The following is a 24058-nucleotide window of genomic DNA, read 5'->3' as shown; positions in this document are numbered from 1 at the left end:
GCGACTGCTTAACCTCGGCATTCAGAGTTTTTAAAAAATTCCGTCCAGCGCCTTGACCGGCAGATCCCATAAATCTTCTACCGAAATGTTACCGCGATACGGGAAACGGTATTTACATCTTGCAGCCATCTCAAAAATATTCTTTTCTTTATTCATCTTTCTCCTCCTTAAAAAATCACTTTCATGGTTCTCTCTGTGTTACCTTTTACTTTGACGATAACGTTATCATGCTTTGTCGCAGAGAAGCCGATGCCAGATAACTGTTCCAGATCATCTTTGACCGCCGTCTTGACACCCAGCGCCTCAAATACTCTCTTATGTTTCAGAAGCTCTTCCTTTAAATACTCATTGAACATACCATTCGGATTCTCCGGATTGATGCAGCCTTTCAGCATAAAGAAGAAATGGCGATTGCCGATTCCCTTCTGCTCGTCCCAATAGTTCGGAGACATCATAATAACCGATGCCGGAACAAACTGATTTGTCTTGAGTCCCCATACTTCGCGACCGGAAGCAGATTCTTTTAAGAGATGGGTGATCGACAGGTTACAATCTTTATCAACAGAAACGATAGCTACCTGAACATATTCGTTAGTTCGCATTCGGTTACTATAATCGTAAGAATAGACATTTCCACCAAACTCGATTTCAGCACGGAATCCACTCTTAGCCGAGCCACTGAACTGATGTACGAAAAACGCGTACTGTCCAGGCTTCATCTTGGTCTTGTCGGCATATACGATATTCTCCACTGCGATATCTTTTCCTGGATGTATAATGTCAACGTCCAGGTTGCCGCCACAAGGAGAAATACCTTTTCGTCCCCGATAACTGCCGTAATAGATCTCTGTGTTGGTCGCCACTTCTTCGCAGTGAGCATCTAAATCGCAGTCGTCTTTTCCATCTTCATTCCACTGAATTGAAAATCTGAGGTCTCCATCAATCTTACCGCCCGCCGCTTTAACTCGCTGCTTCATGCTATCTGCGATGTTTCCACTGTACGCCCATGAAAAACCATTATTCCATTTAAACATTGATGGCGCATCAACATTTTCCGGCGCGATTAGAGAAACCAGATTGCCAGAATGACGATTTTCCAGAAGAACCTCGACCTCTCTTGCTCCCGGCAGAACATCGCTTACAAACTTGTCGATGCCGATCTCTTCAACCTTCGAAAATCTCTTCGGATTCACTGCGACGTCTCCTGCCATTTCCGCAAAAATATCGCCGCCTCCCATCTTCTTCGCCGCATCACGGTTCGCAAACAGGATATTGTTTACCGTAATATCATCTAAGCGCGCAAACCGACGAGCCAGAGAATCCATATATCCAAGCTTTTCAATCTCTTTCTTCGCGTCTTCCAGCATTTTCTTTGTAAAAATTGCTTTTGGGCGCTTGTAATTTGTCGGCGCAACGATCTGCTCATACTTTCTTACTGCTTCATCCAGATCCATTCCTTCGCTGATATTTACAAGCAACGTGCCAATACTATGATTTCTGATTCTACCGATACTCATGCCCGCTACCGAAGCATTCATCCATGTGTATAATTCTTTGTTCGTCGCATCAAGACCAACATATTCTTTCTGATACTTTAAGAATTTCTGTAAGATTCCCAGCCATTCCTCGCCACGGTACAGGGAGTTGGAACCGATCAGCTCCAGAACTGTTTCCGTCGCATCAATGCTGATTTCTTCCAGAGAACGCTTAAACACATTTCTAGTATCGCGACGAATGCCCTGCTCCGCCTCAACAGAATTAAACCTTTTATCAATCACGTATCGTTTCGGCAGCTTTACCGCCATATGGTTCCATTTTACGATAGTTCCATCTTCAAGCTGTTCGCGGCTGACCGGCGTTCCAATCATTTCGTCGCCACTAAAGAATACGTCGCTGATGGTCTTTCCCTTGATATAGGCATCCATAGCATCAAGCATCGGCTGGTATACATCGTCTCCGGTATGAAAGCCCCAGATTGTAACTACCTTTCCGTCAATCAGCGCAACCACATTACCCATGCGCTTAACAAAACTGTGGCAACAGGAGCAATCAAACTCCCGGCGGGTTCTATAGATTTTGTTGCTTTCAAGCGGATAGCTGTCGAGGTACTTGTTATACATCTCGTCTTTATCAACCGCAACCTGAAACAACCCCCGATCGTTTCTCATCATCTTCTCCAGATGTTCGTTCAGTGCCTTGCTAAATTCTTCGAATCTCATATCATTTCCCCGCTTTCATCACTGTGTCCAGATAATTCTTTCTTGCCAGAAGAATTGCTAAATCTGGATTTTTCGCCGCATAATACTCATAATCCGGGTCTTCCCTACGCATACAAGTAATCATATTATTAATCTTTGAATTAAGCGACTGTAATTCTCTTCTATTTTCTTCACGATGCTTATAAGCCGCCAGAGCACTCTTCTCAATTTTTGCGATGACCTCGGCTCTGATCTTTACATTCGGTTCAAGTTCCTCAACCGAAATAATTCGTTCGATTGTAATTTCCCTAGTTGCACCCGAAACCATAACCGTATCACCCGGCGCATACTCAACTCCATCTTCATAAATGGCAAACATATATTCTTTTCCATCCAGAGTTGTCGTTGCCAGTTTTTTGAAATTACTTAATGCCATCTTCATTCATCCTTTCTGTTAAAAGGGCGGCGAGGTCTACAACCGCCCATTTAATCTTAGTTTCGTTTTCCGTAGAAATATCCCGCGACGAATGCCGCCACGCCAATTCCCAGGAATACGAAAAAATTCATCGCTATCACTATATACTTCTCCTTTTTATTCGATACATTTGAAAGAAACGTCAGTACGGCGATTCATCGCTTTATGCTCTTCCGTATCATTTGCAACCATCGGCTTGCTGGAGCCATTTCCAACCGCGATGATTCTATCTGCCGAGATTCCGTTCAGGATAAAATACTGCTTAACCGTTTCAGCTCTCTGCTGGGAAAGCATCTGGTTTGCCGCATCGGTCGGGTCAGAATACGGATTCGGGTCGGTGTTTCCGGCGATTTCAATGATGGTTCCATCCAGAACCTTTGCAATGCTGATGAAGTCGTCAAGTTTCTGTGTTGCCTCGGCAGAATCAGTAAATTTTGCCGTGTTGATAATAAAGTTTACCGTCGCAGATTTCTGTAAGAGTGCGGTCGCGTCTAATGCTTCCTGCTTATTCTCCTCGGTGATCGTGACATTTGCATCCGTCTTTGTGACTGCCTGCTCGTCAAATTTTCCCGCCAGACTCTTTACATAGATGTCGTCGAAAACAGTGTTGAGAAGATCGTGGTTTACGGTTTCTCCAATAGACTCCCAAACGCCGCACATATCAGAGAAAATTGTCTTTGCGGTTCCATTAAGCAGATTGATGTTATCGGCATATGTAGCTAGTTTGGCGGATTCACAGTTTGCTTTGATGTCGTCATCAGAAGCGGTCGCAAACATTGGCATTACCTTCTTAATAGTAGTCGTATTTGCATCGTACTGGTCTGCCGCTTTCAGTGCGCCCTCGATAAAAGCGGACACGGTTTCCGGATATTTCTGTGCGAAATCTGCATCGAACAGGATTCCATCCATGATTAAACTGGAAGAACTTGCTGTGCTGAACAGGATGTGAGCATCGGACATATTCTGTGCCTGGGTTAAATACGGCTCCCATGTTGCTGCGACGTCGATCTGACCTGCGAAAAACGCCTTTGCCGCTTCATCCGGTGTTGCGAAGAATACCAAATTATTGATAATAGAATCCTTGTCTTCCTGCGATAAGTCGGACTGGTTTACAAACCATACAACCAGTGAATGCGCTTCGGAGAACTGCGGCACGCCGATTTTTGCGCCGACTAAATCGTTTACTGAATTGATGCTGGACTTTGCGATGATACCGTCGCCGCCGTTGGAGAAGTTGCTGATATATGGCATAATAACATTCTTGCCTGCGTCCTGGAACTTCTTGGACAGGAACGCCGTTCTGTTAATCGTGTAACCCGCAGCATCCAGATTTCCACTGATCAGTGCGTTGCTGGACTGCGTCGCGTCGTTAATAATACTGATGTTTACCTTGATGCCAAGCTCATCGTAGATGGAACCTGGCTGTGTTGATAATCCCCCATTACTGTCAATGATCGGCTTCCAGCCCACCCATTCATCCAGTGACAAATTAATGGTTTTCTCGTCTGTCTTGTCAGTATTGATTACATTGCCATCTTCATCCGGCACCGCCGCATCACCCTTCTTCTGCGACATGCTCTCTGTTTTGGTTGCCGCCGTCTTCGTTTTGATGACGCCCGTTTTGATTCCGGCGAAAATGCCGCCGCCGATAATCGCGACAAACAATAGCATCAGAAGGACCTTGGCAGTTTTTGTCAGCTTAAACCTTTTTGCACTCATCTTCATTTCTCCTTATCATTTGTTATATTTTTTCTTTAAAGATTCGAGATAATCGTTACTATTTGCCTTTCTGGCTTCAGCTTCGGCTCTCTGAATCTTCGTAGACATCTTATTATTATGAACCACACGCGCACCCTCAACAGCCGCATCCAGATCCTTGTTCTTGTCCCGAACATAACCAAGCGCTTTATCCACGCCGGTCACAGCTTTCAGGTCATCCAAATCATCATAAACTTTCTGCATTTCCGTTTTGACGCGCATATTCTCAACCACATCATTCTTTTCCCTTTTCAGCTTTCGCAGGTTCTTCTCACACATATCAAATGCTTCCTGTGCGGTTACTTCTGCCTTCTGATATACCTGGATCAATCCATTCAAGCGCTCAATATCAGCGACAATCTCCTCTCGCTCATCCGACTTGATTTCCGCCTCTTTGATCTTTCCTGACTTAACCAGATTTTCGCAGTCGGTTTCAACCTTTTTTAACCGTTCTTTCTTTGCCGCCATATCCCTCTTTGCGTTACTCAGCTTGCCAGAAGCAATTCTCAATGCATTTTCAGCGCGGGAATAGGAATCCTGCACCTGATCGATCTTTTCAGTGTAAATAGCTTCCGCGCCGTCCGGCGTCTGCGCCATATCTTTAATAAACAGTCGCGTAAATCCTTTGAGCAGTGCTCTCGCTTCTGGAAACAGGATTAGTACCAGAGCCACAACGACAATTACCACGACTGGCAGAATCTTCGATAATTCCATTACTCATTTCCTCCTACAAACTTCCATAAAGCATCAATCCGAGCAATTTCAGCCGATGTCTGATTATTCGCTGCGCTGATTTCGCCTTTCAAAGCCGCATTTTTATTTTCCAGCTCTTCAATTTCTTGTTTGCGTGCCTCGATAGCAGTTTCATTTTCTGCGATCTCTGCTTCTTTTTCATTTTTGATTGCAGTAAAAGCCGCATCCAGAACATCGCAACGCTTCTTGGCATCCTCTTCGACTTCATCCAACGTTAGCGCGAACACCCCCAATGTTGCCAGCACACTTGCCTTTTTTGTCACGGCTGGCATCTCCTTTGGAAACGAATTAATCAACTCTTCGACCTTGAAAATTGACCTGGTCTGATCGGATAAATCATTCTTTTCATAGACATCTTGTACGAAGCTCTCCGCCTGCACGCCATCGGTCTCAACCGGAATATCCTCATACTCATCTGCCGGAACATAATCATCTACCGGTTCTCCCGGAATTTCTTCTACTAAGTGAAGCTTCTTTAATAAACCCATGTCCTACTCCTCACAAATCACATTAAGTCCATATGCTACGGCTACCTCATGCTCAATTCGACAACCACGCGCCTGCTCCCAGCCTTTGCAAAAATAAACCGCATCGCATAAAGACATTTTTTCCAGCGACTTTGCCAGAAAACGGACAGGAATCTGTACAACTCCTTCTGCCTCCATATTTTCTTTCCGACTCCACTCGTCATTGAAATAAGTATCGACCAGTTCGTACCCCTGCGTTTCCAATGCCTTAATTGCTTTTTCTCTGGTAGCAACAATTTCCTCTTCTGTCTTACCGTTCATCGGCTGTGACAACATTGCTTTCATTTGTTAATCCTCCTTTAAAGTGTAATTATTTCATCGCACATTCTTTTTGCTTCTTCTGGGCTGTGCGTAACCAGCACTATAATATTCTTCTCCTTTTGATGTCTCGAAAGTATCAAATTTTGCATCTGTCGCCGCGTCACATCATCCAACGCCGAAAGTGGCTCGTCCATAAGAATCGTCGCAGGATTGATAAACAGCGTTCTTGCCAGCGCCAGCCTTTGCCTTTGCCCGCCGGACAACTGTTTCGGATACTTTTTCTCATATCCCGCCAACCCCACTGCCGTCAGCATCTCTTCTGCCCGACCCGACGTTTCCCTTTCGCCATTTACCTTTGCCGCGATCGTTACATTGTCCCGGCAGTTTAGCCAATCAAATGACGTATACGACTGGTGCATCATAAATATTTTCTGCGACGGATCATCATTCCGAATACTCCCGGCGAGAGGTTTCAACAACCCGGCGATTGTCCGGAGTAGTGTTGTCTTGCCGCGCCCCGACTCACCCAAAATTCCATATATCTTGTTGTTTTCTAAGCGCAGGTTGAAATCTGATAAAAGCGGCTTGTCCCGCGAATATCCAATGCTCAGATTAGATAGCTCGATCATCCAAATACCTCCACCTAAATGCCTTTTTTACGGTTGCCTTTGCCGCCCAGTCGAATGTAATACTGATTGCGACGATAACCGAAATTGCCATGAATACCATATCTGTTCGCCCACGAGATGAGCTTTGCTGAATAATCCAGCCTAAGCCATACTTTGCATTGACCGTCTCTGCTACCGCGATATAAGTAAATCCAATTCCATACATCATAATGAAACTATTCGCGACGCTCGGAAGAATTGCCGGAATCTGAACCATATAAATCGTCTGCCATTTGCTCATACCGATTGTGAGCGCCGTGTCTATCAGGTCAGTGTTAATCTCGCCCAGACATAAAACCACCGATGGCATCATGTATACAAATGTCGCGATAAATAAAAAGGCTATTTTCATTTCTTCACCAATGCCCGCCCACATGATCAAAAGTGGGTAAAAAGCTGTAACTGGGATATATCTCATGACGCCCACGACCGGAGCAAGAATTTCTTTCGCTATCCGCGAATTATAGATAAGCAGCGCCGCCGGGAAGGCAATGACGCCGGATAGAATCGCCGCGACGGTTACTCTTAAAAACGAATACCGGGCGGCAATCAGAAGTTCTCCGTTCCGCACAAGGTAAACCAAATCTGAAAATACCTGGCGCGGACTTGGAACAAAAAGTGGATTATATCTTCTGGAAGCGGCTTCCCATAACAATAGGATAACCGCCACCAGAACAAATTTTCTTAATTTATAAAACATACGCATACCGATCGGTAAATTCGACCTTTTTAATTTTGATGGATGTCGGGATGGTTTTTGCATAGCTTTTAATTACGTCTTTTCTTTGAATGTCTCCCACATTGTCACTACTAATCGGACTAAAACTAGCAAATTCAGTATTCAACTCAAAGGCTTCTAATTTGCTGTTGTAAGTCACTTTGGTTAAATCGGGATAAAGATAACCAACACGGCAACCGCTTTCGTCGTCAAAGAGAGGGAAACTTTCGTAGTCTTCATCAAAACCTGTTCTAATATCCCTTTGGCAAGCCATCTTACCATTATCGAACATGACTTCAATGTCATATGAAAGCCGATCGGTATTTAAAATGTTGAGATCTGCAATAGCACTCTCAAAACTTTCTCCCGCATTCAACTCCGTTGCAATCGCTCTGAGGCAATCATAGTTTAAATTGGTTCTCTGCGTAAAACTAACAACTGCCGCAATTTCGTCCCAATATTTTTTGTTCAGTTTGTCGCGCAGATATTCAGCCACCTCATCTGCGCTCGGATACAGAAAACGGAAATGAAAATGAAAACGTCCTGGACGATTTATCAGATATTCGCTGAGACGATCAATCTCGTTGCAGGTGATAACAAAAAGCTTTTCCCTTGAGAAATTCCGTCAAACATCGACAGTAAACTATCCTGGATGCTTGTATCGCAATCGCCATTTCCATCTAAACTAACAAAGGTTTTATCAAACTCATCAAACAGAACCAAAACTTCCTGCTCGATCGAATCAATAAACTGCGCCATTCCCGGAAACGCTCCGTCTACAATGACTACCGGCATTCCAGATTTAACCGCTTTATCTGCCAACATTCTTGTGAAGAAGGATTTTCCAATTCCCTTTTTACCAGAAAGAATAACGCCAAGGCTGCGATTAAACTCGCCGAAACGATTCATTACTTTTTCGACTTTTGCATCATAACCTCCATACGCTTTCTCTTTGATTGAAAGATTTGGTGTCTCAACAAGATAAGGTCCCGTCATCTTATTAAACGCTGCCCGGAAGGTCTTTGCCGGAAGCTCCTTATAGGTCGTTACATAATCATCGTAGATCATATACTTTGCACCGCTACTAACTACGTTCATCTTTTTATCTCCTTTTTCTTTGTGTTGTATAATATACTTCTCTTTTAGAGACGATAAGTTACATGTTTTTATAATCTACTATGCGTATAAATCCATCATCATCTAATTGCACCGGGGAGAAGTCTGTCGTTTTTGATGTCGCCCCATTCTGGAAATAGGATGGTCGCCCATTTATGTTTCCAGCAAAATATCTCTTACGCCACTCTGCATCGCCCGTTTCCAAAACTTCAACCAATGTATCAACCGGGACATTTTTCCAATCAATTTCATCGGCGTCTTGATTGAGCCAGGCTGATCGCGCCTCGTGACATCCTAGATCAACGACATCACAGAATAAGCACTCCCTACAACGAATATTACCATTGCATATCGTCGGTTCTCCGGTTTTTTTTGTTACTGCGATAGTGCTGCCTGCAAACACAATATTTTCAATTTGCTCACGATATTTTTCCTTATTTTTCATCGTTATCCTCCTCTGATAAATTCTTCTCCGTTTCGAAATCTGTCTCGTCAACATTTCCCTTTAGGAAAGCAGCAATCGTCCCGATAATTTCTATGGATTTTTCTGCCTGTCCCAGCGCCCATTGCTCCGCACGCTTCATTGCCTCCTCTTCGCTTTGCGGTTCCGGGTACAGTATTGTATTAGCGTGCATAAAACAGGTTTCTACATACCACCCTATCTTAATCAAACAGAGCTTCACGATCGGTTTACTCGATTCGGATGTTCCGTCTGTCAAAAGGTAATTGCCGCCTCCGCTCGTTGTCCAAATTTTTTGCATGGAATCCTCCTATCTCATCTGCGACGAAACATAGTCAAATAGAGTCTTCTCCGGAATCGTTCCTACTTCGATCAACTCCAGCACGGTGCATACAAACCACATCACGGAGCCTGCAAAAAACATAACAGCTATTGCTATACAGATAAAATCCACATCATCCCACTCCTCATTTTCCTTTATATAATACCTATATCTCCACCTTACAATTCCAGCCGACACAGATGCGATCACACACGTCAAAACAATTTGGAACACATCCGTTGCTATTTGCCACACAACAAACCTACGATAAAGATCTTGGACATACGGCATTACATTTCCTTGACTCCAATCAACAACTACACCGAGCTTCCGACACAGATAATCCAACACTTCGATAATCTGCTTGCTTACCTCCAATATTCTGCCCTCCCTGTGACCACGTCGCGGTTGACATCCGCTGTGAACTCCTGAATCCGCCGAAAATCCGGCTTTACTGGTAGCGACGTATTTTCCCTTGCATATACCAATCTCTTTTCCAACTCATCGACCATTTCGAAAAATTCCGGGATTGGCTGACTATTCTCGTCCAGATATTTCCCGGCACGAATATCCATCAGTAAATCATGTTCTTTTTCGCGGTATGTAATGATTTTCTCCTGCTCCAAAATGTCGAAACAGGTATAATACAGCCGGACTAAATGCATCATATGTTTGCCAAGTTTCCCTTTTGCGATTGCAACCGCATTTCTCTTGCCGATCGTCGCATAGTCCCTAACAACATTATTCATTTCAGACCACAGCGACTTATAATCCCGGAGTGGGTAATGGTGCAACGTAACATCCATGAAAATTTCGCTTTCTATCTCCTCCTTCTGCGACGCATCAATATAAAGTTTGATCGCATCGTCCGGATATTCCGCATATTTCTCCCGGAATTTCACCGACATATTATTAATACTGTTCAGAATATGCTTTTCCCTCGCTGCCTGTCCTACATTTCGCGCCGCCTTATTATCCAGCCGCCGAAGCTGCGCGTTGGCATAGCCGCCAAATGTATATGCCGCCCGCTGCGATAAGAACAGCTTTGAATGTTTAATAAGCATCTCTCCGATATGGTCAAGAACCAGATAATGTTCCGGCAGACACCCCAACAACTCCAAAACATTCGGATTGCATCCGGTCAACAGAAACACCAGTTTATTGAATGAGTAGATTGTCGTGTCCGTTTCATTGTTGATAACCTGCTCAAACCCTGTTCCGGTAAGAATTTCCATTACCGAGTTCAACGCGCAACCACGAATGTCGATGTCTGACCCTTCCACGTTTGTGCCATAAGCATGACTGCCGCCGACCGTAAGCAGACACACATTTGAGCCAAGATGATCGTTCTCTCGTAAGAAGTCGTATTCCGGCTTTTCAATCTCCCTTCTGAAATCTACCATCTGTCCTCCTCCAATAATGTCAAGTCATATCCATGCATCACGAAACGCAGCGTCAGCCCGTGATTGATTGCATTCCCCAGCTTTTTGCAAACCAGTTTCAAATCGTCGCGGGTAAATTCCGTTCCGAGGTATGTGTTAATTCCCTTTCGGTAGACTCCCGCAGTTCCCGATCCTTCTGCCGGTCTCCGTATGGCATGGCGAACGCCGCCGCCCAACTCAAACGCTCCAGCACGCGGCACTTAATTTCTGGTCCCATCCACTCTTCCATCAGCGAAAATCCCGCGATATCATCCGGCTCCGGGACAAACATTCCCTTGCTATTTACTACGCTTCCCGGAAAGCTCCTTAATAATTTCAGTTCTTCTGATGTCACTTTTTGCCTCCTCTAAAGTTGTATATTTTCCACCCAAATAATGCTCCGGCTCAGTATCAATACACTGGGCGCAGCGATTACAGTGTCCAACAACGTCAAAATCAAACGACACAATTCGTCCACACTTCGGGCAAATTCCACTAAACGCGGTTTTATCATCTGCGACAACAACTGCATCCAACTTAACCGGTTTATCTCTTCCGGCGCGAACCGCTTCAACAACCCACTTTTCCAATTTCTCTTCTGGCAACCACTTTTCAATTTGATCGCTTGCATTTGCACCACCAATCCCATAAAGCGTCGGCGACCCAGGCTTGACCTCTATAACCATATAAAGCACGCCCTCGCCCAGTCCAGTGCGCGGATTTATCTCTTTTACAAGATCGAAAACCTCTAGCATTTACTCTCCTTTCCATCTGCAACTTTCCCTTCATTAACCCATCTACCACAGGCGTCCTCGTCGCCCGCGGGTTTCCAGTCGCACAGATACTCAAACATACAATTTTCACAACGTCTTTCCATCATTCAACTTTCCTTTCTTTATATATAAAGCGACTTTACGCCGCATTATTTTCGTCTACCATATTCTTCTTCGTTTCATCCGGCGATTTACCTTTCAGAAACGCGTTCAAATCCTCTTTCATTAACTGGTAGTTTCTTGCCTGATCTGGCAGATATAAATGAGTTTTCTTAAAATACTCCACAATCCACGTATCCAGATCAATGTCCTTGGCTGTCGCAAACGCTACAATCGCAATCAGCGACGGTCTGTTTTCCTTTTCCATTAAAATCGAATTATTGTCTACGTTCAGGGTCAAGTCATCCAACATTTCTTCCGCGAATGACACATCTTCGTCCGTCAGTTCCATGTTTACGATGTTTCTAACCCATGCATTCAGATTCAACTCAGGTCCATCACCATACTTCTCTTCAAAATAATCTTTCATCAGTGCATAAAGCAGATCCAGTTTTGCCTTGATGATGTTCTTATTCTTCGTGTCGCGACTCTTATCTATCTCCTGCCAGGACGTATCATCGACAACTTTGGTGTTCAGACCGCCCTCAAATGCATCCAAAAATTTAGCAAATGCCTCACCCGGAAGTCCAAACTCTTCGAATCTGTCAAATGCAGCCAGCCAGACAAACAGATTCTTCATCGCAAATACCTCTTTAAAGTTCTCGCCAACAGCGTCTTCCAGCCGGGTCATCATCGCCGAGAAATTTTCAAACTCTTCGTCCGTCGCGTTCTGGTTAAGATACTGACTCATCGCCTTGCCGTTCTTCTTCCACGCATCCAGATGATTGATCGCCATAACCGCCTCACAAACAACCCGTTCATAAGCTCCCTTTGCCATTTCCTTATCTTTGTGGTCGATACAATCCTGGAAAAATCTATGCTGCGACGTAATGTTCTTGATCTTTCGCGCGAACCGGTCGATGAACGTAAATGCCTTCTGCGTCGCATTCATTGGCTTATGGTTGTTGTACCGACGAATCAGCTTTGAAATTTCTTCCTTTGTACAATCCTGATGGATAACCGTGTTCAACTGAAAACCGTCAAACGTAGTCTGCAATTCCTTTGGAAGCTCCGAAAACCGTTTGCCTTTAATATCGAACGTCCTTAACTCCCAAATCACATTACCATCATCATCTCGCTGGATGCGCCCCTTTTCGTCTTTGCATTTCGCCGGATACTCAATGATAGAATCTTCAATCTGTGAGGTAATCTTGTATCCATCGCTACGAAATTCCGAGCACACCGAACCTCTCTGCAGTCCATCAATAAGCCAGAGCTGCGCCACCCCCTCTTCTAATTTCTCTTCTCCCAAAATGATCTCCGGCACATGATCGTCTGTTAAAATCGTAACAATCAATTCGTTCTTCTCCGCTGCCGACCACTGTTCCGAATATCTCTGCGTATCCGCATCACAACGGATTGTCTCATCAGTCATCTGCTCAATAAACGCCTTCATACTATATGTTTTAGGCATTACCTTTTTTGCCCGCTTTGCCATTGTGTTTCCCTCTTTCTATCTATGCAGTAATTTCGTGTTTTCGTATCGCCGCGCCGTGCTCAACGCCGATTTTATACGAGCATTATCCATATTTAACATCCGCGAAATTTCCCTTTCGGAATAGCCATCTGCCAGCAAGAACAAAATTCTTCTCGAATCTGATGGTATACGCTCTAAATAAAGCGTCATGCACTCGCTATAGCATTTCATATGTTCTAGCGCTTCCATCTCGGCACTTTGACTTGTCCCAGCTTTCACCAGATCGCCGCCAACCAAATCGTCGATAGGAACAGATACCTTTTTCTCTCCTTGCCCGTCTTCCCCGGCACCTCCACGCTTAATGCGATTCATCGCCGTAAGTTGCGTATACACTTTTCTAGTAATCATCACATACGCGATACCGTCGAAATCTCCTGTATTCTCATCAAAAATCATCAACGCGTTCGTCAACGCCTCTCCTGCGACGCTCATGAACTCATCATAGTCTGCGCCGGTTAATCCGCCGATTCCTTTAAGCGCATTGTTGATAATCCCCCGCAATTTCCATGCATTATTCGCATAGTACGGAGACAACAACCGCAGCTCCGCTTCCAGGTCAAGACAATGTTCATTTTCCCTTTTCAATGCCTGTGTTTTCATCTCTGCATATCCTCCTCTGCTTAAATACCCCGACTTTTTCTTGAAATAGGTAAATTTAACAAGACATCCTTTGTTTAGATGCAAAAACCTTGTTATTCAGTTATTTTTTAGGGAATTTTCTACTAGAAAAAAATCTGGACATACCTTGACCGGTGCCCTTTTGATGATATAATAGAATTATCCCTATATCGTGGCGATGTAAGGATTGACCTGTCTGCTCATTATGGTGTTGGTAGCACCGAGCAGACAGGTTTTTTTGTCCTTACATTTCGAGTATACCGCCGTTGCCATATTATGTCAAGACAATATTTCGAACATTCGTTCGTTTTTTACTGGTAATTTTTGGCATTAAAATTGGCACAATATACAACTTATTTCTATTATAATCCCATTTTCCTAGTAGATTACAACAACTCGTCGCGACTATAAATCCAGGCTGAAATCCATCTGTTCGATTTTTGTAATTTTTCTGGACAGTCGCGCCAACTCTTCGTCCCGCCGCCGCTCGGCATCATACAGTGCTTCATATTTATCCGGAAACCATTCGCCCGCTTTCAACGGAACCTTAAATTCCGGGACAATCATGCCGCCGTCTGTCATTTCTATTCCGGCGCTCATCTTTAAAATTCCCTTTGACAGGGCATATTTTGTGACCCAAATTTTCACTCCACATCCTCCCGAATTGGAATATTTGCGATTTCTCCGGCATCTGAAGTCTTATAATTGATCTCAAAGCCCATACACGCACCAAACCTACCAGGATTCGAATAATCCCAAAGCCCAGGACAATGACTGCAATTATTAGCGTATTGAGAATCAAATTCACAGAAAGCGCAGTTGCAACTAAGTTCTAAGCCGAACTGTTTACAAAATTGCTCTTTTAAGATCGCTCTGCGGTGGACTAATTCATATCCCCTACGCTCCTCTACCTTTTGTATGAAACGCCACATATTCCGATGTATTCTGACCGCTTCTTCCAACGACAAATTCTTTTTCATAGCTTTCTCCTAAATCATTCTCAATTTCTTTTCCTCGATCATGCTCATCGCCCGGTTGAACACCTCGACATCATCGCCGTCGCGCTCCCGCAGCACGAACATCAGAACCTCCCTCAGATCGTCATGTTTTAGTGATACGATTGGAGAATTATTAACCCGAATATCCATGTTCCCAGACTCAATGCTTTCGACAACTTCGCCCATATCATCAAAATACCGGCGCTTTCTCTCTTCGCTTAAGCCAATATAACGAGCCGTCGTCGCAACGTCTACATGGTTAAAGATTTCCTGTAAAGTCTCCATTGCGTTCGGATCGTCTGGATGAATCATTTTCCCTATCCAACCGAAGGTTTTTCGCAACGAATGACACGATACTCTCCCTTCGACGTTACACACCTCAACCGCCGTCGCAAATTTCCGCCGGAAACCATCCGTCTGCCACTTCACGATGTCCGCATACTCTACGACCCAATAAAGGTATTCTCCCAGCGACGAATATTTCTTCTGTTTTTCAAACGCTTCCAGAATCGAAATTTTGCGCTGTACACCCCAATCTTTTCCCATTTTTTCGCACCAGGCATTCAAATTGAAACTCTTTTCCTGGTAGATTGGATCGTCGCGACGTGATAACCACTCTGTTTTTGTTGGCGTATTAAACACATACTCATGAAGATGTTCCTGTGGAACCACACCGGTTTCCCGACAATACACAGCGATGGCTCCCTTTACAGCCTGGCTGATCGGGATAATTGTTGTCTTTCCGGTTTTCTGCTCTTCAATGGTTGTGATTTCCGTTTTCAGTCTTCCGTTTTCATAGTAGAAATCCGACCACTTTACCATCACGGTGTCCCCAATCCGGCGTCCCAGCAACAGCCCAAACATAAACGTCAGGTAACTATCCCACATCTTTCGCGACTTGAAATACTCCATCAGATTATACATGTCTTCGTACCGACGCAGTGGTTCAACCTCTGTTTTACCCGGTTTCTTCGTCGCATAACGACTCTTGCTTTCGCTCTTCATAAGATCTCCTCCTCGTATAATTACTTCTCTTTTTAAATTTTCAAAAGATCAAAAAAGAGCGGACATACATTTCTGTACATCTCGCTCCAATTTCCGTTGCGATTTAACTCCATATTCCTAATTCTTCGCGCCACTTTCTGAACAAGCGCCGCATTTCCAGCTCATTAACTCCATACGCCTTACAACTTCTTAAAAACACATCCTCTACGTAAAAATTCCCGAATTCATCTTTATGATTCCACAGACATCCATCTTTCTGATATTGATAACACCAACCCGTAACCAGCCAATCAAACGGCGGCGTCATCATAATATGAGTGTTCTCTTCCAGCATTTCATCCGCCCAGCCCCGCTTTTCCTCTTCCTCCGAAGCGCGTTGTTCCAAAGCGTCTGCTTCCTCGTTGCGACGTGGCTCTATCTGATTCTTAAAAAATGGCGTCATAGCTCCCTTTAGAGGATTAAACCTTTTATAATTGTAATCCCAATCTGGATGCATCTCCCGCCACCAATCATAGTCCTGCGCGTTTTGAACCGAGTCGGAGTAATAACAGGCGTCGGCAATTTTACAATTAAACTTTAGCTTGTCATACTCGTTCTTGGTTATCCTAATCGGATCGACGGCGTGCTCCAGTTCCCTTGGAAAATATAACCGCGTGCCGACCATTTGCCCCCGGCTTTTCAACATTTCATCGTCCAGATAAAATTTATAATACTCCACCTCTAATTTTGGCGGATACTTTCTGTCAACCGTCGGAGGACCACATGGAATTCTGAAATCCTGCACCGCAATTATGCCGCGTATTATCGCTTCCGTCGCGATTTCTTTGGCAACCTCATTCGAACAATCTCCAAAGCGCCGGTCCTCAACGCGATATGCTATTTCATCAAAGGCTTCAGCATATTCCTTGGCATCCTGCGCCATCTTCTTACGCTGCTTTTCCCTTAGCTCCATCATCTCCCAGTCAACCGGAAACAATTTTTCGCCACTTTTCTTATCAACATACCAGTCTTCGTAGCGCCCATATTTATTAAGGATGGAATCAACACAGATTTCCTTTCCGTTAAAATACCGACGCCCGTGAGCATCCATCTGCTCAACAACCTTAACACCATGATAGTAAAATTCAGTCTTCGATTGTCTTAATCGAGTTTCATCTGCGACCTTAGAATCAACTGAATTTTTAACACTAAACAATGCGCGCAACGCCACAAGCCAAAACATTTTATCGCCCCCCTTTTTTACATTATACTTGTTAAACATTTTCTTGTCGATGCCTGCTGTTATATTATTTACATAACTCATTTAGAGTATGTTCGTCACACATAAAGTCGTCTTCAGGATATTTTTATCCGTTTCAGCCTCCGCCCCTATATGCTGTTCATCGAAAACCCCAATGATAATATGCTGCGATTCTTCATATGGAATAAAATGCAGGCGGCTCAGCACTTTAAACTTATCCTACCTTCCTTTGGCACATTGCATCTTCCCTGCCGGATAATTTCGCCGCCACTTCTGCAACATCCGTAACATAACCTGTCCATACGACCTTTTCGCCTTCTTCTGCATAAATCACCATCGTCCCATCCATCTGCCGAAGAACATCGTAACCATCATATTTTTTCATAGACTCTATACAAAAACTTACGTCGTAAAAATAGAAACCTCCACCATCCATCATATCCCATTCTTTCCAGGTAAAAAGATTAATTCCACAAAATTTCTCTATATTCATTTCCATTTCAATCGTGTCATCTCCTTTTGTCTTATGATCGCTTTGGTTTCGACAACAAATTTTCCCCGTATCCATTTTATCAAACTGATGATATTAGCATCGTTTTCGTCATTATATTCCCGGATTTCATACATTGGTTGCGTCCAGACACTAGAATAAACCTTTGCCGCTTCAACCGCTTCATTAATGTTGTTAAAATCTTCTGTTAAAATCCCTTCTCCAATTATTTTTCCATCCAAATTAGATACAATCATTACTTTAAACATATATTACCTCTTTCCGCGCACCAACTCTACACTCCGCATACTACTCATCTCTCTTCGTATCTCTTATCTTTTTCTTTTCTGCTTTTAAGCACAAATTTCCTATACTCATCATAACCGCCGAACCGCACATACTTCCCGCCAATAACATCAAAGCAGTTTTCGCCCGCCGCCAGCTCATATGCATTTGCCGACACCACAATATACGGCTCGATTCCCTTTGCCGCCGCGTCGTCCATAACCAGCCGGAATAAATCCTTCATCTCGACTACGTTGTCAACCGAAAACCCGGAATCTACTGCATCCAGGAGAATCCAGCGCTCGTTCGGAATTTCCTTCTCATCATCCTCTTCGCCGTTTGCCTTCCGAACAGCCTTAACTAACCGCCGCGTTCTATCTCCATCATCCCCGGTTTCAATGAATCGCCTCCACTTCGCCGCACTTTTTCCGAGGTTCAGGTTAATGTTCTCGCCCTCAGAGGAGCACATAGCCGTCGCGCCGAAAGAATAGCTCCCGGTTGCAATGCTTTCGTCGATGGAATACAAACCACCGTCTCGCGTGTTATCGAACTGAAACACCGGTATGTTTTCATTTTTCAGCTCCTCTGCGACGTTATGCAGCATCGTCGTTTTGCCCGCGCCGTTGCAGCCAACCAAAACCGTCAGTCCCGGCTCGATCTCGATTTCCCTTTTCTTGCAAGTGTTAAACCCCTCGCCGTATGGATCTCTCCACGTTTTATCTTTCTGCTCATAGTTGTCTCCCTTCTCATTTTTCCTATAATAAAAAGAAGCAGAGGTTTCTGCTTCTAACAAGTATTTCTCCAAATACGCGACTTACACACAGTATTTTTCTCGCATTAATTATATTCTCTTTAATAGGTATCCTACCCAACATATTCTTATTTTCACTTCCTTTAAAAGTTAAATTTCTTTACCTTATTCTGATTCAATATCAACTGGATTTTCCAATTTTAGAAACTCTTCTCTATGTTCTACCAATGACGCATTAGCAATTGCATTGATTTTGTTCTGACAGAATGACTCAATTTCTCCCTTTGCTTCCATAACCGTTTTATCCATCTGTTCATTAAACTGGTCTGCAATAAATCCAATATTGCTTCCAATATCGTAATTTAACATATTGAGCTTTTTTAAAATATTTTCTTTATCTGCCTTTGTAAGTGTCTTTTTTGAAGAAAACAATTCTGCAACTTCATTTATTAATTCTTTTGACTTTTCCATTGCCTTATCAATCTGCTCTTTAAATTCTCCTGTAAATTGTTCTCTCTTGCTAACAAAATCACACGGAGGTATTTTCCCATCTTTTTCTGTATATCGAATAGTACAAGGAATACCAGTTCCACAGCCAAAAGAAGTAATTGCTTCTGCAAACTGCGAATAGCTCATTTCTATTTCTGCAATTGGTTTGCTTCCCTGAATCCAATCACGATGTAATCCTCTTGTAATATCAGCATGTCTAAGCTCCATTGTGATTACATTGCTATGCTCAATACTACTACCAAATAAATGAGTTCTACCACCCTGTGCTCTATTAAAAATTATAGTTCCATAAGCAGGGTGTGTTGTTCGAGTTCCAAATTTTGTTTCTTCTACTTTATATTCATTTTCCATATATTTTTTCGAATTTTTCATTTTCTGCTTCTCCTTTCATAAGAATCTTTCATCCTGTTCACATCTTCATCAGACATATTTTTAACTTTAATTCTACATTCTTGTAAGATTCTTAAGCTTTCTTTCTTATTCAAACTACCACCCTCTAACTACACAGCGTCAACATCGCATTCAGATAATCTCTCGCTTCCTTAGATGCCTTGTAAATTTTTCGCTTATCGTAAATATGTAAGTGAAATTCTCTATTTCTAAATTGTGGTACATGAACCACTGTGATATAATGTGCATCATCATAATCTGTTTTGTCTTTCCAGACGATCTCCGCACTTCCATTAACTCCATTTTCTAATCCCTGTTTAATTTTAATCACACTATCAACCTCTCTTCCGTTTCATTGGTTTAATTGCTTTTCATATAATTCAACAAGATAATTATAAAAGCCTTCACCTTTCCATTCATCAAGCCATTTCTTCATTTTCTCATAAGTCTTGAAGAAAGTAATAGCAAAATCTCCATCCGTATTAATCTCGCTTGATACCTCATAATACTCATTGTCTGCAACACTATTCGTATTTTTACCATGAAGCACGACCTCACCAAATGACGTATCTGCAAGCTCAACCCAAAAATCTTCGCTTTGCATTGCCTGTTCTAATTTATCCATATTGTTTTTCCTCACTTTCTAAGTAAATCATCGTTTCATTCTGTTTTTAAAGTAATCGTATCTAATGTTTCTCTGTCCTCATTAGATTGTAGCCATTTCAGTTCATATTCTTCCGCTTCCTCTCTTGTATCAAAAATGCTCTGATTGGTTGTATGATATTCTACATTTGCTCTATATCCGTTCATATACATAAATGTTTTGACATTCATTTTTGCCATGTCTTCAATACTCATATTTTTAATTGATTCGTAATTTGTCATAATTTCTTACTTCCTTTCCTAGCAAATCCTCATTTCATTTACTTTAATACAGCTTCGTAATAATCAAGCTCCACACAATCAATCCCGTTTTCTTCTGCGGATTCAACATCTTTGAGCATATTGAAAATCATATCTATTGTCATATCTAATGTATATTTACCCCAATATTTTTCTTTGGATAAATCTACATCCTTTGAATTAGCAAAATAAAACGCATTTTCTCCGATTTTACAACAGATTCCCATACAACCTGCATAATCATCCTCAATAGATATAATTCCATTTTTAAAACCTTTCTTAATCATTTCTCTTGTAATCATAATTATATCCTCCATTCTAAAAACCTTGAAACTCTTGTTTCATTCGCTAATATCTCCATAACACAAGTACAATTTTCCATAAGTTCTTTTTCCCACGGATCCCTTGCTTTTCCAAACAGAATTTTCAATACAACCTTATCATCAATCACCGGTGGAATTTCTGTTTTAATCACATAGCTACACGCCTTTCTTGCATCAAAATTTTCACTTTCTGAATCTTCATCACCAAAGAAACATAATTCGTACCAATGTATATTTTTATTCATAATAAATGTCTCCTTTATTTTAAAACGCGCTCTTCATTGTATTACTTCTAATACATAATATCCCAAACATTTTTGCACTTTAGTTTTTTGATACTCTTTTTCTCTTCTCATATACTCAGAAAACCTAAGGCAAGGTATTAAAATCCGTTTCTTTCCTCTGGTATTAGTGTGAGAAAATATACCATTACTTTCTTGCACAATATTTTCAGGATCTTTTAGTCCTAAGAGTTTTATGTATTGAATAACTGCATCCTTTTTACTTTTTTCTACTAACTCAGATACTAACATTTATATCTCCTTTTCTTTCAAAATGTGCTTTTCATTGTGTTATTCCCGCATATTTTAATGGATATTTCGAAAAATCCAAATATTCAGAAATATATACACTAGGAATAAATTTTCTAAAATCATCATAGTACCATGCTTTCCATAATTCTGTTCCGGTCTTTGCAAATTCCCTAGTGGCTTCTTGAAATGCGTCATATAACGTCATGTTATATACTTCCATATTTTCTTTTGTTCTTTCTTTTACCTTTTTAGGAACTCTACCAATTATCAAATCATCATCATAAAACATATTCATACTCCTTTTTTAATAAAATTTCCGTTTCATTATATTTTGAAACTTTCTCTTGTGTTTTCCAAATATAAATCACTACTTATTTTCCAGCCACCAGTTGAGTTCAAAATCCCATTTCTTATTTTTTTAAATTCATCCAAATGAGTTTTAAAGTAACTTATTGCATCGCTCTCACATGAAAACTCATTCTCATATTCCCAAAAGAAATGTCTCTGATTTGTTGCAAAAAAAGAATTTGTATCGAGACAATATGCAATTATCCATGTAGAGTAAGGCTTTGAAAATTTTTCATCTTTGTTTAATTTTTTATACATCTTTTCTTCTCCCTCCATTCTGAAATCTACGTTTCATGCAGTTTTATGCATTCAAACATTTATTGTAAAATTCCGGTAAATAGTCTTTGATATACATATTTCCAAATAATTTTTCCAGTAATTTTTTTGAATGCAATGTTTTCTCTAAATCTCTAAGTCTATTGTCATCACCCCAATAGGCAAAATACCATCGGGTCTCTTCGACATCAAAAATATAAGTAAACTCTTGACCAAATACATCCGCAAGATATTCTGCTTCTTTTGGTTTAACTTCGTCCCAGGTCACTTTTTCGCTGCAATCTTTCCACCGATTAATATCCCTAAAAGCTGCGACCGTTCCTCTCTGTTCTAATGGCTTATCTAAATGCTCTTTATATGTTTTACTTCCACCTTCTTCAACTGTAGAACCAATGCTTGATGTATTTCCTAATGCAATCAATTCTTTTACCTTATTTACATCCTTATAATATTTGTATAAGGTAATACCTAATCCATCAATATAACTATCATGGTGGTTATAAATATATTTATATTTTCCATTTTCTTTAATTGCTACATGTCCTCTTGTACTCATATAGTTTTCCTCACTTTCTAAACCAAGTAAATCATCGTTTCAAAGCATTACAAAAATTTCTTATTTCTTTTGAAATATTATCTTTCGCAAATTCTCCTTCATCTCCTTCATAACGATTGATAACAAACACATCTTTTGTATCTAAATGATACTCATATGTATTTCCTTTATTATCATGTATAATATAGAAATCAATCTCAGAATTTACATTATCTAAAATATATTTTTTCATTTTATCCTCCGTAGGAAACTCTTGTTTACTTGCCTAGTTTCTTTCATATTTATAATAGCTTCCGAACCATACAAGCTTTGGATTCATAATCGTACCAATATTTTCTTTAACCTGACCACTATCGTTAAATCCTTTTTCAGTCATTTGTTCTGCATGTTTATTACGTTCCTCTTCTGAATCATAATGGTACTGTTCTATCACTTCTGTATAAGAAGTATGAACTCCATTTTCATATGAATGTTTTTTAATGGTACTTTCTTTGGTTATTCTCATATATTATCACTCCACTTCTATATTAATTCATCAACTTCAACTACATCAGGATTATCACTAAACCATGAATCATTCTCTGCAATTTCCTTTAACTCAATAAAATCTCTTTCAGAATCAAAGCAATCGTTGTGTTTCAAATAAGCTACTTTCACCTTTTCTCTTGCATCTTCATATGACTCTGCCTTTACAATCCCAACAGCCAATTCTTCAATTCTGTATGCATATAAGTTTGTAATATCTAACATATTAAGCATTCCTTTCTACACTACAGAAGAAATCATCTTCTGTTACATTGTTGTTAAAATTTCCAAGAAGTTCATCAACTTCCCTTTCCCATATATCCTGATCTAATATGTATTCTCTTAATTCTTCCATGGTTTTATCCTCCAATCTTAAAATGAAATTGCTATTTCTTAATTATTATAAATTTCTGTTGCAAGCATATTTATGAGTCTCCATTTCAAATTTTCCTTCTCTTCGTTTGTCATAGGTAATTCATAACAAACCTCGTCATCTTTTTCTCCATAATTACATACGGCTTGAATACCGATTGTTTTCTTTTCAGTATCAAACATAAGATAGAAGTTATAATATACTTCGTTTTCATATTTGATTCCAACTAAATCCGTGTAGCCATGCTTCTTTCTAATCTCGTTTGTAATATCAATCAATTCATCAGTTTCCACAAGAACAATATTTCCTTCGTGTTCGCCACTCGTAAAACAAAGAAAATCTGTATCAATAAAGTCAGCATTGGTATTTTTGTATCTCATTTCCATCGCTCCAATCTATATTTCATAATCAAACTCGCTTAATCCTGTATCAGTTACATATGCCTGTACAGCTTCAATATATGTTCCTTCAAAATTTCCATTCTCTGTATTATAACCGCTTGACTCTTCTTCAATTTCACAATCATAATGTAAGAAAATATTCGTGATCAAGTTTTCCATTGATGTTTTTGGCTCATATTTCTGCTCTCTAATCCATGCAGCCATATAATCGTAATCGCACCATTCTTCCTTTGGATATGTACTATAATCCTTTTCTTCCGTCCATTCTCCTCTCCACTGATTTACCATTTATTTCACCTCACTAAATTATTCTCTTTTATCAACCGTAACTGTACCATCTTATTCAAATCCTTATTTACTGTAATATGATTCTTCCCATTCCCATACATAAAATGACTACCGCGACTTCTAATTTCGCGATATCCATTCGCCTTAAGGATCGGTTCA

At 41.2% G+C, this 24058-nt stretch carries 43 protein-coding genes; all 43 read right to left on the bottom strand.

The window, feature by feature from the left end; genetic code table 11:
* Positions 1 to 30 precede the first annotated feature (30 nt).
* The 43 genes from DW085_RS20125 to DW085_RS02165 all read right to left on the bottom strand — a co-directional run bounded on the left by DW085_RS20125 (position 31) and on the right by DW085_RS02165 (position 23899).
* Positions 31 to 156: a hypothetical protein gene (locus DW085_RS20125; protein ID WP_284525696.1), complete on the bottom strand. Its 126-nt coding sequence runs from the start codon at positions 154 to 156 to the stop codon at positions 31 to 33.
* Positions 157 to 167: 11 nt separating this feature from the next.
* The gene (locus DW085_RS02360; RefSeq protein WP_118491141.1) at positions 168 to 2219 is read right to left on the bottom strand and encodes a hypothetical protein; all 2052 of its coding nucleotides are present in this window, start codon (positions 2217 to 2219) and stop codon (positions 168 to 170) included.
* Position 2220: 1 nt separating this feature from the next.
* On the bottom strand, positions 2221 to 2634 hold the full coding sequence (locus DW085_RS02355; RefSeq protein WP_118491139.1) for a hypothetical protein: 414 nt from the start codon (positions 2632 to 2634) through the stop codon (positions 2221 to 2223).
* Between the two features lie 156 nt (positions 2635 to 2790).
* Complete coding sequence (locus DW085_RS02350; protein ID WP_182430736.1) at positions 2791 to 4392, bottom strand: phosphate ABC transporter substrate-binding/OmpA family protein; 1602 nt, start codon at positions 4390 to 4392, stop codon at positions 2791 to 2793.
* A gap of 15 nt (positions 4393 to 4407) precedes the next feature.
* Complete coding sequence (locus DW085_RS02345; protein WP_118491135.1) at positions 4408 to 5145, bottom strand: hypothetical protein; 738 nt, start codon at positions 5143 to 5145, stop codon at positions 4408 to 4410.
* The gene (locus tag DW085_RS02340) at positions 5145 to 5672 is read right to left on the bottom strand and encodes a hypothetical protein (protein ID WP_118491133.1); all 528 of its coding nucleotides are present in this window, start codon (positions 5670 to 5672) and stop codon (positions 5145 to 5147) included. Before DW085_RS02340 ends, DW085_RS02345 begins: the two co-directional genes overlap by 1 nt.
* Before the next feature lie 3 nt (positions 5673 to 5675).
* Positions 5676 to 5996, bottom strand: a complete 321-nt coding sequence (locus DW085_RS02335) for a DUF4406 domain-containing protein (protein ID WP_118491131.1) — start codon at positions 5994 to 5996, stop codon at positions 5676 to 5678.
* Between the two features lie 14 nt (positions 5997 to 6010).
* Entirely contained in the window at positions 6011 to 6601 is a 591-nt protein-coding gene (locus DW085_RS02330; protein ID WP_118491129.1) for an ABC transporter ATP-binding protein, read from the bottom strand.
* Complete coding sequence (locus DW085_RS02325) at positions 6585 to 7295, bottom strand: ABC transporter permease subunit (RefSeq protein WP_182430735.1); 711 nt, start codon at positions 7293 to 7295, stop codon at positions 6585 to 6587. Before DW085_RS02325 ends, DW085_RS02330 begins: the two co-directional genes overlap by 17 nt.
* A gap of 34 nt (positions 7296 to 7329) precedes the next feature.
* Positions 7330 to 7854 (bottom strand): hypothetical protein, encoded by a 525-nt coding sequence (locus DW085_RS02320; RefSeq protein WP_118491125.1) that lies wholly within the window; start codon positions 7852 to 7854, stop codon positions 7330 to 7332.
* Positions 7855 to 7913: 59 nt separating this feature from the next.
* The gene (locus DW085_RS02315) at positions 7914 to 8456 is read right to left on the bottom strand and encodes an AAA family ATPase (RefSeq protein WP_118491123.1); all 543 of its coding nucleotides are present in this window, start codon (positions 8454 to 8456) and stop codon (positions 7914 to 7916) included.
* A 58-nt stretch (positions 8457 to 8514) separates the two neighbouring features.
* On the bottom strand, positions 8515 to 8919 hold the full coding sequence (locus DW085_RS02310; protein WP_118491121.1) for a hypothetical protein: 405 nt from the start codon (positions 8917 to 8919) through the stop codon (positions 8515 to 8517).
* Positions 8909 to 9235 (bottom strand): hypothetical protein, encoded by a 327-nt coding sequence (locus DW085_RS02305; RefSeq protein WP_118491119.1) that lies wholly within the window; start codon positions 9233 to 9235, stop codon positions 8909 to 8911. The genes DW085_RS02310 and DW085_RS02305 overlap by 11 nt, the downstream gene beginning before the upstream one ends.
* A gap of 9 nt (positions 9236 to 9244) precedes the next feature.
* Positions 9245 to 9634: a hypothetical protein gene (locus DW085_RS02300; protein ID WP_118491117.1), complete on the bottom strand. Its 390-nt coding sequence runs from the start codon at positions 9632 to 9634 to the stop codon at positions 9245 to 9247.
* Positions 9625 to 10659, bottom strand: a complete 1035-nt coding sequence (locus DW085_RS02295; RefSeq protein ID WP_118491115.1) for a nucleotidyltransferase domain-containing protein — start codon at positions 10657 to 10659, stop codon at positions 9625 to 9627. Before DW085_RS02295 ends, DW085_RS02300 begins: the two co-directional genes overlap by 10 nt.
* Positions 10660 to 10756: 97 nt before the next feature.
* Entirely contained in the window at positions 10757 to 11032 is a 276-nt protein-coding gene (locus tag DW085_RS02290) for a hypothetical protein (protein WP_147353919.1), read from the bottom strand.
* The gene (locus DW085_RS02285; RefSeq protein WP_118491111.1) at positions 10977 to 11432 is read right to left on the bottom strand and encodes a hypothetical protein; all 456 of its coding nucleotides are present in this window, start codon (positions 11430 to 11432) and stop codon (positions 10977 to 10979) included. The genes DW085_RS02290 and DW085_RS02285 overlap by 56 nt, the downstream gene beginning before the upstream one ends.
* The gene (locus DW085_RS20120; RefSeq protein ID WP_284525695.1) at positions 11426 to 11557 is read right to left on the bottom strand and encodes a hypothetical protein; all 132 of its coding nucleotides are present in this window, start codon (positions 11555 to 11557) and stop codon (positions 11426 to 11428) included. The genes DW085_RS02285 and DW085_RS20120 overlap by 7 nt, the downstream gene beginning before the upstream one ends.
* 32 nt (positions 11558 to 11589) lie before the next feature.
* A complete protein-coding gene (locus DW085_RS02280) occupies positions 11590 to 13047 on the bottom strand; it encodes a hypothetical protein (RefSeq protein WP_118491109.1) in 1458 nt (485 codons plus the stop codon).
* A gap of 15 nt (positions 13048 to 13062) precedes the next feature.
* Positions 13063 to 13686, bottom strand: coding sequence for a sigma factor-like helix-turn-helix DNA-binding protein (locus DW085_RS02275; RefSeq protein WP_118491107.1), 624 nt, complete (start codon positions 13684 to 13686; stop codon positions 13063 to 13065).
* Between the two features lie 423 nt (positions 13687 to 14109).
* Positions 14110 to 14352 carry a hypothetical protein gene (locus DW085_RS02270; protein ID WP_118491105.1) on the bottom strand — a complete coding sequence of 81 codons (243 nt, stop codon included), beginning with the start codon at positions 14350 to 14352 and terminating at the stop codon, positions 14110 to 14112.
* Positions 14349 to 14684 carry a hypothetical protein gene (locus tag DW085_RS02265; protein WP_118491103.1) on the bottom strand — a complete coding sequence of 112 codons (336 nt, stop codon included), beginning with the start codon at positions 14682 to 14684 and terminating at the stop codon, positions 14349 to 14351. The genes DW085_RS02270 and DW085_RS02265 overlap by 4 nt, the downstream gene beginning before the upstream one ends.
* A 9-nt stretch (positions 14685 to 14693) precedes the next feature.
* On the bottom strand, positions 14694 to 15707 hold the full coding sequence (locus tag DW085_RS02260; protein ID WP_118491101.1) for a tyrosine-type recombinase/integrase: 1014 nt from the start codon (positions 15705 to 15707) through the stop codon (positions 14694 to 14696).
* A gap of 103 nt (positions 15708 to 15810) precedes the next feature.
* Complete coding sequence (locus DW085_RS02255) at positions 15811 to 17010, bottom strand: hypothetical protein (RefSeq protein WP_147353918.1); 1200 nt, start codon at positions 17008 to 17010, stop codon at positions 15811 to 15813.
* Between the two features lie 151 nt (positions 17011 to 17161).
* Complete coding sequence (locus tag DW085_RS02250; protein WP_118491097.1) at positions 17162 to 17446, bottom strand: hypothetical protein; 285 nt, start codon at positions 17444 to 17446, stop codon at positions 17162 to 17164.
* Positions 17437 to 17706, bottom strand: coding sequence for a hypothetical protein (locus DW085_RS02245; RefSeq protein ID WP_118491095.1), 270 nt, complete (start codon positions 17704 to 17706; stop codon positions 17437 to 17439). Before DW085_RS02245 ends, DW085_RS02250 begins: the two co-directional genes overlap by 10 nt.
* 44 nt (positions 17707 to 17750) lie before the next feature.
* Positions 17751 to 18515, bottom strand: a complete 765-nt coding sequence (locus DW085_RS02240; protein WP_118491093.1) for an ATP-binding protein — start codon at positions 18513 to 18515, stop codon at positions 17751 to 17753.
* A gap of 123 nt (positions 18516 to 18638) precedes the next feature.
* Positions 18639 to 19355: a hypothetical protein gene (locus DW085_RS02235; protein ID WP_118491091.1), complete on the bottom strand. Its 717-nt coding sequence runs from the start codon at positions 19353 to 19355 to the stop codon at positions 18639 to 18641.
* A 124-nt stretch (positions 19356 to 19479) separates the two neighbouring features.
* A complete protein-coding gene (locus DW085_RS02230; protein WP_118491089.1) occupies positions 19480 to 19704 on the bottom strand; it encodes a hypothetical protein in 225 nt (74 codons plus the stop codon).
* 21 nt (positions 19705 to 19725) lie between these two features.
* Positions 19726 to 19998 carry a hypothetical protein gene (locus tag DW085_RS02225; RefSeq protein ID WP_118491087.1) on the bottom strand — a complete coding sequence of 91 codons (273 nt, stop codon included), beginning with the start codon at positions 19996 to 19998 and terminating at the stop codon, positions 19726 to 19728.
* Between the two features lie 35 nt (positions 19999 to 20033).
* Positions 20034 to 20258 carry a hypothetical protein gene (locus DW085_RS02220; protein ID WP_118491085.1) on the bottom strand — a complete coding sequence of 75 codons (225 nt, stop codon included), beginning with the start codon at positions 20256 to 20258 and terminating at the stop codon, positions 20034 to 20036.
* A gap of 38 nt (positions 20259 to 20296) precedes the next feature.
* Complete coding sequence (locus DW085_RS02215) at positions 20297 to 20578, bottom strand: hypothetical protein (RefSeq protein ID WP_118491083.1); 282 nt, start codon at positions 20576 to 20578, stop codon at positions 20297 to 20299.
* 2 nt (positions 20579 to 20580) lie between these two features.
* Positions 20581 to 20844: a hypothetical protein gene (locus DW085_RS02210; protein WP_118491081.1), complete on the bottom strand. Its 264-nt coding sequence runs from the start codon at positions 20842 to 20844 to the stop codon at positions 20581 to 20583.
* Between the two features lie 33 nt (positions 20845 to 20877).
* Positions 20878 to 21132 (bottom strand): hypothetical protein, encoded by a 255-nt coding sequence (locus DW085_RS02205; protein WP_118491079.1) that lies wholly within the window; start codon positions 21130 to 21132, stop codon positions 20878 to 20880.
* A 31-nt stretch (positions 21133 to 21163) separates the two neighbouring features.
* The gene (locus DW085_RS02200) at positions 21164 to 21421 is read right to left on the bottom strand and encodes a hypothetical protein (RefSeq protein WP_118491077.1); all 258 of its coding nucleotides are present in this window, start codon (positions 21419 to 21421) and stop codon (positions 21164 to 21166) included.
* Between the two features lie 35 nt (positions 21422 to 21456).
* Positions 21457 to 21738 carry a hypothetical protein gene (locus DW085_RS02195; RefSeq protein ID WP_118491075.1) on the bottom strand — a complete coding sequence of 94 codons (282 nt, stop codon included), beginning with the start codon at positions 21736 to 21738 and terminating at the stop codon, positions 21457 to 21459.
* A gap of 43 nt (positions 21739 to 21781) precedes the next feature.
* The gene (locus DW085_RS02190) at positions 21782 to 22312 is read right to left on the bottom strand and encodes a hypothetical protein (protein WP_118491073.1); all 531 of its coding nucleotides are present in this window, start codon (positions 22310 to 22312) and stop codon (positions 21782 to 21784) included.
* Between the two features lie 31 nt (positions 22313 to 22343).
* A complete protein-coding gene (locus DW085_RS02185) occupies positions 22344 to 22544 on the bottom strand; it encodes a hypothetical protein (protein ID WP_118491071.1) in 201 nt (66 codons plus the stop codon).
* A gap of 33 nt (positions 22545 to 22577) precedes the next feature.
* Positions 22578 to 22817, bottom strand: a complete 240-nt coding sequence (locus DW085_RS02180) for a hypothetical protein (protein ID WP_118491069.1) — start codon at positions 22815 to 22817, stop codon at positions 22578 to 22580.
* 17 nt (positions 22818 to 22834) lie between these two features.
* Positions 22835 to 23062, bottom strand: a complete 228-nt coding sequence (locus tag DW085_RS02175) for a hypothetical protein (protein WP_118491067.1) — start codon at positions 23060 to 23062, stop codon at positions 22835 to 22837.
* A gap of 1 nt (position 23063) precedes the next feature.
* Entirely contained in the window at positions 23064 to 23192 is a 129-nt protein-coding gene (locus DW085_RS20115; protein WP_284525694.1) for a hypothetical protein, read from the bottom strand.
* A gap of 38 nt (positions 23193 to 23230) precedes the next feature.
* A complete protein-coding gene (locus tag DW085_RS02170; protein WP_118491065.1) occupies positions 23231 to 23590 on the bottom strand; it encodes a hypothetical protein in 360 nt (119 codons plus the stop codon).
* 15 nt (positions 23591 to 23605) lie between these two features.
* Positions 23606 to 23899 (bottom strand): hypothetical protein, encoded by a 294-nt coding sequence (locus DW085_RS02165; RefSeq protein WP_118491063.1) that lies wholly within the window; start codon positions 23897 to 23899, stop codon positions 23606 to 23608.
* Positions 23900 to 24058: the final 159 nt, after the last annotated feature.

This window comes from Clostridium sp. AF50-3 (genome assembly GCF_003477445.1).
GTDB classification, from domain to species: Bacteria; Bacillota; Clostridia; order Lachnospirales; family Lachnospiraceae; genus Otoolea; species Otoolea fessa.
Note: the sequence above shows the minus strand (reverse complement) of the source record. Positions and strands in the feature narration are given on the sequence as shown.

What these genes read in the sequence shown, in the direction of transcription:
- DW085_RS20125 (WP_284525696.1), bottom strand. Translation starts at nt 156, where the DNA reads ATGAATAAAGAAAAGAATATTTTTGAGATGGCTGCAAGATGTAAATAC.
- DW085_RS02360 (WP_118491141.1), bottom strand. Translation starts at nt 2,219, where the DNA reads ATGAGATTCGAAGAATTTAGCAAGGCACTGAACGAACATCTGGAGAAG.
- DW085_RS02355 (WP_118491139.1), bottom strand. Translation starts at nt 2,634, where the DNA reads ATGGCATTAAGTAATTTCAAAAAACTGGCAACGACAACTCTGGATGGA.
- DW085_RS02350 (WP_182430736.1), bottom strand. Translation starts at nt 4,392, where the DNA reads ATGAGTGCAAAAAGGTTTAAGCTGACAAAAACTGCCAAGGTCCTTCTG.
- DW085_RS02345 (WP_118491135.1), bottom strand. Translation starts at nt 5,145, where the DNA reads ATGGAATTATCGAAGATTCTGCCAGTCGTGGTAATTGTCGTTGTGGCT.
- DW085_RS02340 (WP_118491133.1), bottom strand. Translation starts at nt 5,672, where the DNA reads ATGGGTTTATTAAAGAAGCTTCACTTAGTAGAAGAAATTCCGGGAGAA.
- DW085_RS02335 (WP_118491131.1), bottom strand. Translation starts at nt 5,996, where the DNA reads ATGAAAGCAATGTTGTCACAGCCGATGAACGGTAAGACAGAAGAGGAA.
- DW085_RS02330 (WP_118491129.1), bottom strand. Translation starts at nt 6,601, where the DNA reads ATGATCGAGCTATCTAATCTGAGCATTGGATATTCGCGGGACAAGCCG.
- DW085_RS02315 (WP_118491123.1), bottom strand. Translation starts at nt 8,456, where the DNA reads ATGAACGTAGTTAGTAGCGGTGCAAAGTATATGATCTACGATGATTAT.
- DW085_RS02310 (WP_118491121.1), bottom strand. Translation starts at nt 8,919, where the DNA reads ATGAAAAATAAGGAAAAATATCGTGAGCAAATTGAAAATATTGTGTTT.
- DW085_RS02305 (WP_118491119.1), bottom strand. Translation starts at nt 9,235, where the DNA reads ATGCAAAAAATTTGGACAACGAGCGGAGGCGGCAATTACCTTTTGACA.
- DW085_RS02295 (WP_118491115.1), bottom strand. Translation starts at nt 10,659, where the DNA reads ATGGTAGATTTCAGAAGGGAGATTGAAAAGCCGGAATACGACTTCTTA.
- DW085_RS02285 (WP_118491111.1), bottom strand. Translation starts at nt 11,432, where the DNA reads ATGCTAGAGGTTTTCGATCTTGTAAAAGAGATAAATCCGCGCACTGGA.
- DW085_RS20120 (WP_284525695.1), bottom strand. Translation starts at nt 11,557, where the DNA reads ATGATGGAAAGACGTTGTGAAAATTGTATGTTTGAGTATCTGTGCGAC.
- DW085_RS02280 (WP_118491109.1), bottom strand. Translation starts at nt 13,047, where the DNA reads ATGGCAAAGCGGGCAAAAAAGGTAATGCCTAAAACATATAGTATGAAG.
- DW085_RS02275 (WP_118491107.1), bottom strand. Translation starts at nt 13,686, where the DNA reads ATGAAAACACAGGCATTGAAAAGGGAAAATGAACATTGTCTTGACCTG.
- DW085_RS02265 (WP_118491103.1), bottom strand. Translation starts at nt 14,684, where the DNA reads ATGAAAAAGAATTTGTCGTTGGAAGAAGCGGTCAGAATACATCGGAAT.
- DW085_RS02260 (WP_118491101.1), bottom strand. Translation starts at nt 15,707, where the DNA reads ATGAAGAGCGAAAGCAAGAGTCGTTATGCGACGAAGAAACCGGGTAAA.
- DW085_RS02255 (WP_147353918.1), bottom strand. Translation starts at nt 17,010, where the DNA reads ATGAGTTATGTAAATAATATAACAGCAGGCATCGACAAGAAAATGTTT.
- DW085_RS02250 (WP_118491097.1), bottom strand. Translation starts at nt 17,446, where the DNA reads ATGGAAATGAATATAGAGAAATTTTGTGGAATTAATCTTTTTACCTGG.
- DW085_RS02245 (WP_118491095.1), bottom strand. Translation starts at nt 17,706, where the DNA reads ATGTTTAAAGTAATGATTGTATCTAATTTGGATGGAAAAATAATTGGA.
- DW085_RS02235 (WP_118491091.1), bottom strand. Translation starts at nt 19,355, where the DNA reads ATGAAAAATTCGAAAAAATATATGGAAAATGAATATAAAGTAGAAGAA.
- DW085_RS02225 (WP_118491087.1), bottom strand. Translation starts at nt 19,998, where the DNA reads ATGGATAAATTAGAACAGGCAATGCAAAGCGAAGATTTTTGGGTTGAG.
- DW085_RS02220 (WP_118491085.1), bottom strand. Translation starts at nt 20,258, where the DNA reads ATGACAAATTACGAATCAATTAAAAATATGAGTATTGAAGACATGGCA.
- DW085_RS02215 (WP_118491083.1), bottom strand. Translation starts at nt 20,578, where the DNA reads ATGATTACAAGAGAAATGATTAAGAAAGGTTTTAAAAATGGAATTATA.
- DW085_RS02210 (WP_118491081.1), bottom strand. Translation starts at nt 20,844, where the DNA reads ATGAATAAAAATATACATTGGTACGAATTATGTTTCTTTGGTGATGAA.
- DW085_RS02205 (WP_118491079.1), bottom strand. Translation starts at nt 21,132, where the DNA reads ATGTTAGTATCTGAGTTAGTAGAAAAAAGTAAAAAGGATGCAGTTATT.
- DW085_RS02200 (WP_118491077.1), bottom strand. Translation starts at nt 21,421, where the DNA reads ATGTTTTATGATGATGATTTGATAATTGGTAGAGTTCCTAAAAAGGTA.
- DW085_RS02195 (WP_118491075.1), bottom strand. Translation starts at nt 21,738, where the DNA reads ATGTATAAAAAATTAAACAAAGATGAAAAATTTTCAAAGCCTTACTCT.
- DW085_RS02190 (WP_118491073.1), bottom strand. Translation starts at nt 22,312, where the DNA reads ATGAGTACAAGAGGACATGTAGCAATTAAAGAAAATGGAAAATATAAA.
- DW085_RS02185 (WP_118491071.1), bottom strand. Translation starts at nt 22,544, where the DNA reads ATGAAAAAATATATTTTAGATAATGTAAATTCTGAGATTGATTTCTAT.
- DW085_RS02180 (WP_118491069.1), bottom strand. Translation starts at nt 22,817, where the DNA reads ATGAGAATAACCAAAGAAAGTACCATTAAAAAACATTCATATGAAAAT.
- DW085_RS02175 (WP_118491067.1), bottom strand. Translation starts at nt 23,062, where the DNA reads ATGTTAGATATTACAAACTTATATGCATACAGAATTGAAGAATTGGCT.
- DW085_RS20115 (WP_284525694.1), bottom strand. Translation starts at nt 23,192, where the DNA reads ATGGAAGAATTAAGAGAATACATATTAGATCAGGATATATGGGAAAGG.
- DW085_RS02170 (WP_118491065.1), bottom strand. Translation starts at nt 23,590, where the DNA reads ATGAGATACAAAAATACCAATGCTGACTTTATTGATACAGATTTTCTT.
- DW085_RS02165 (WP_118491063.1), bottom strand. Translation starts at nt 23,899, where the DNA reads ATGGTAAATCAGTGGAGAGGAGAATGGACGGAAGAAAAGGATTATAGT.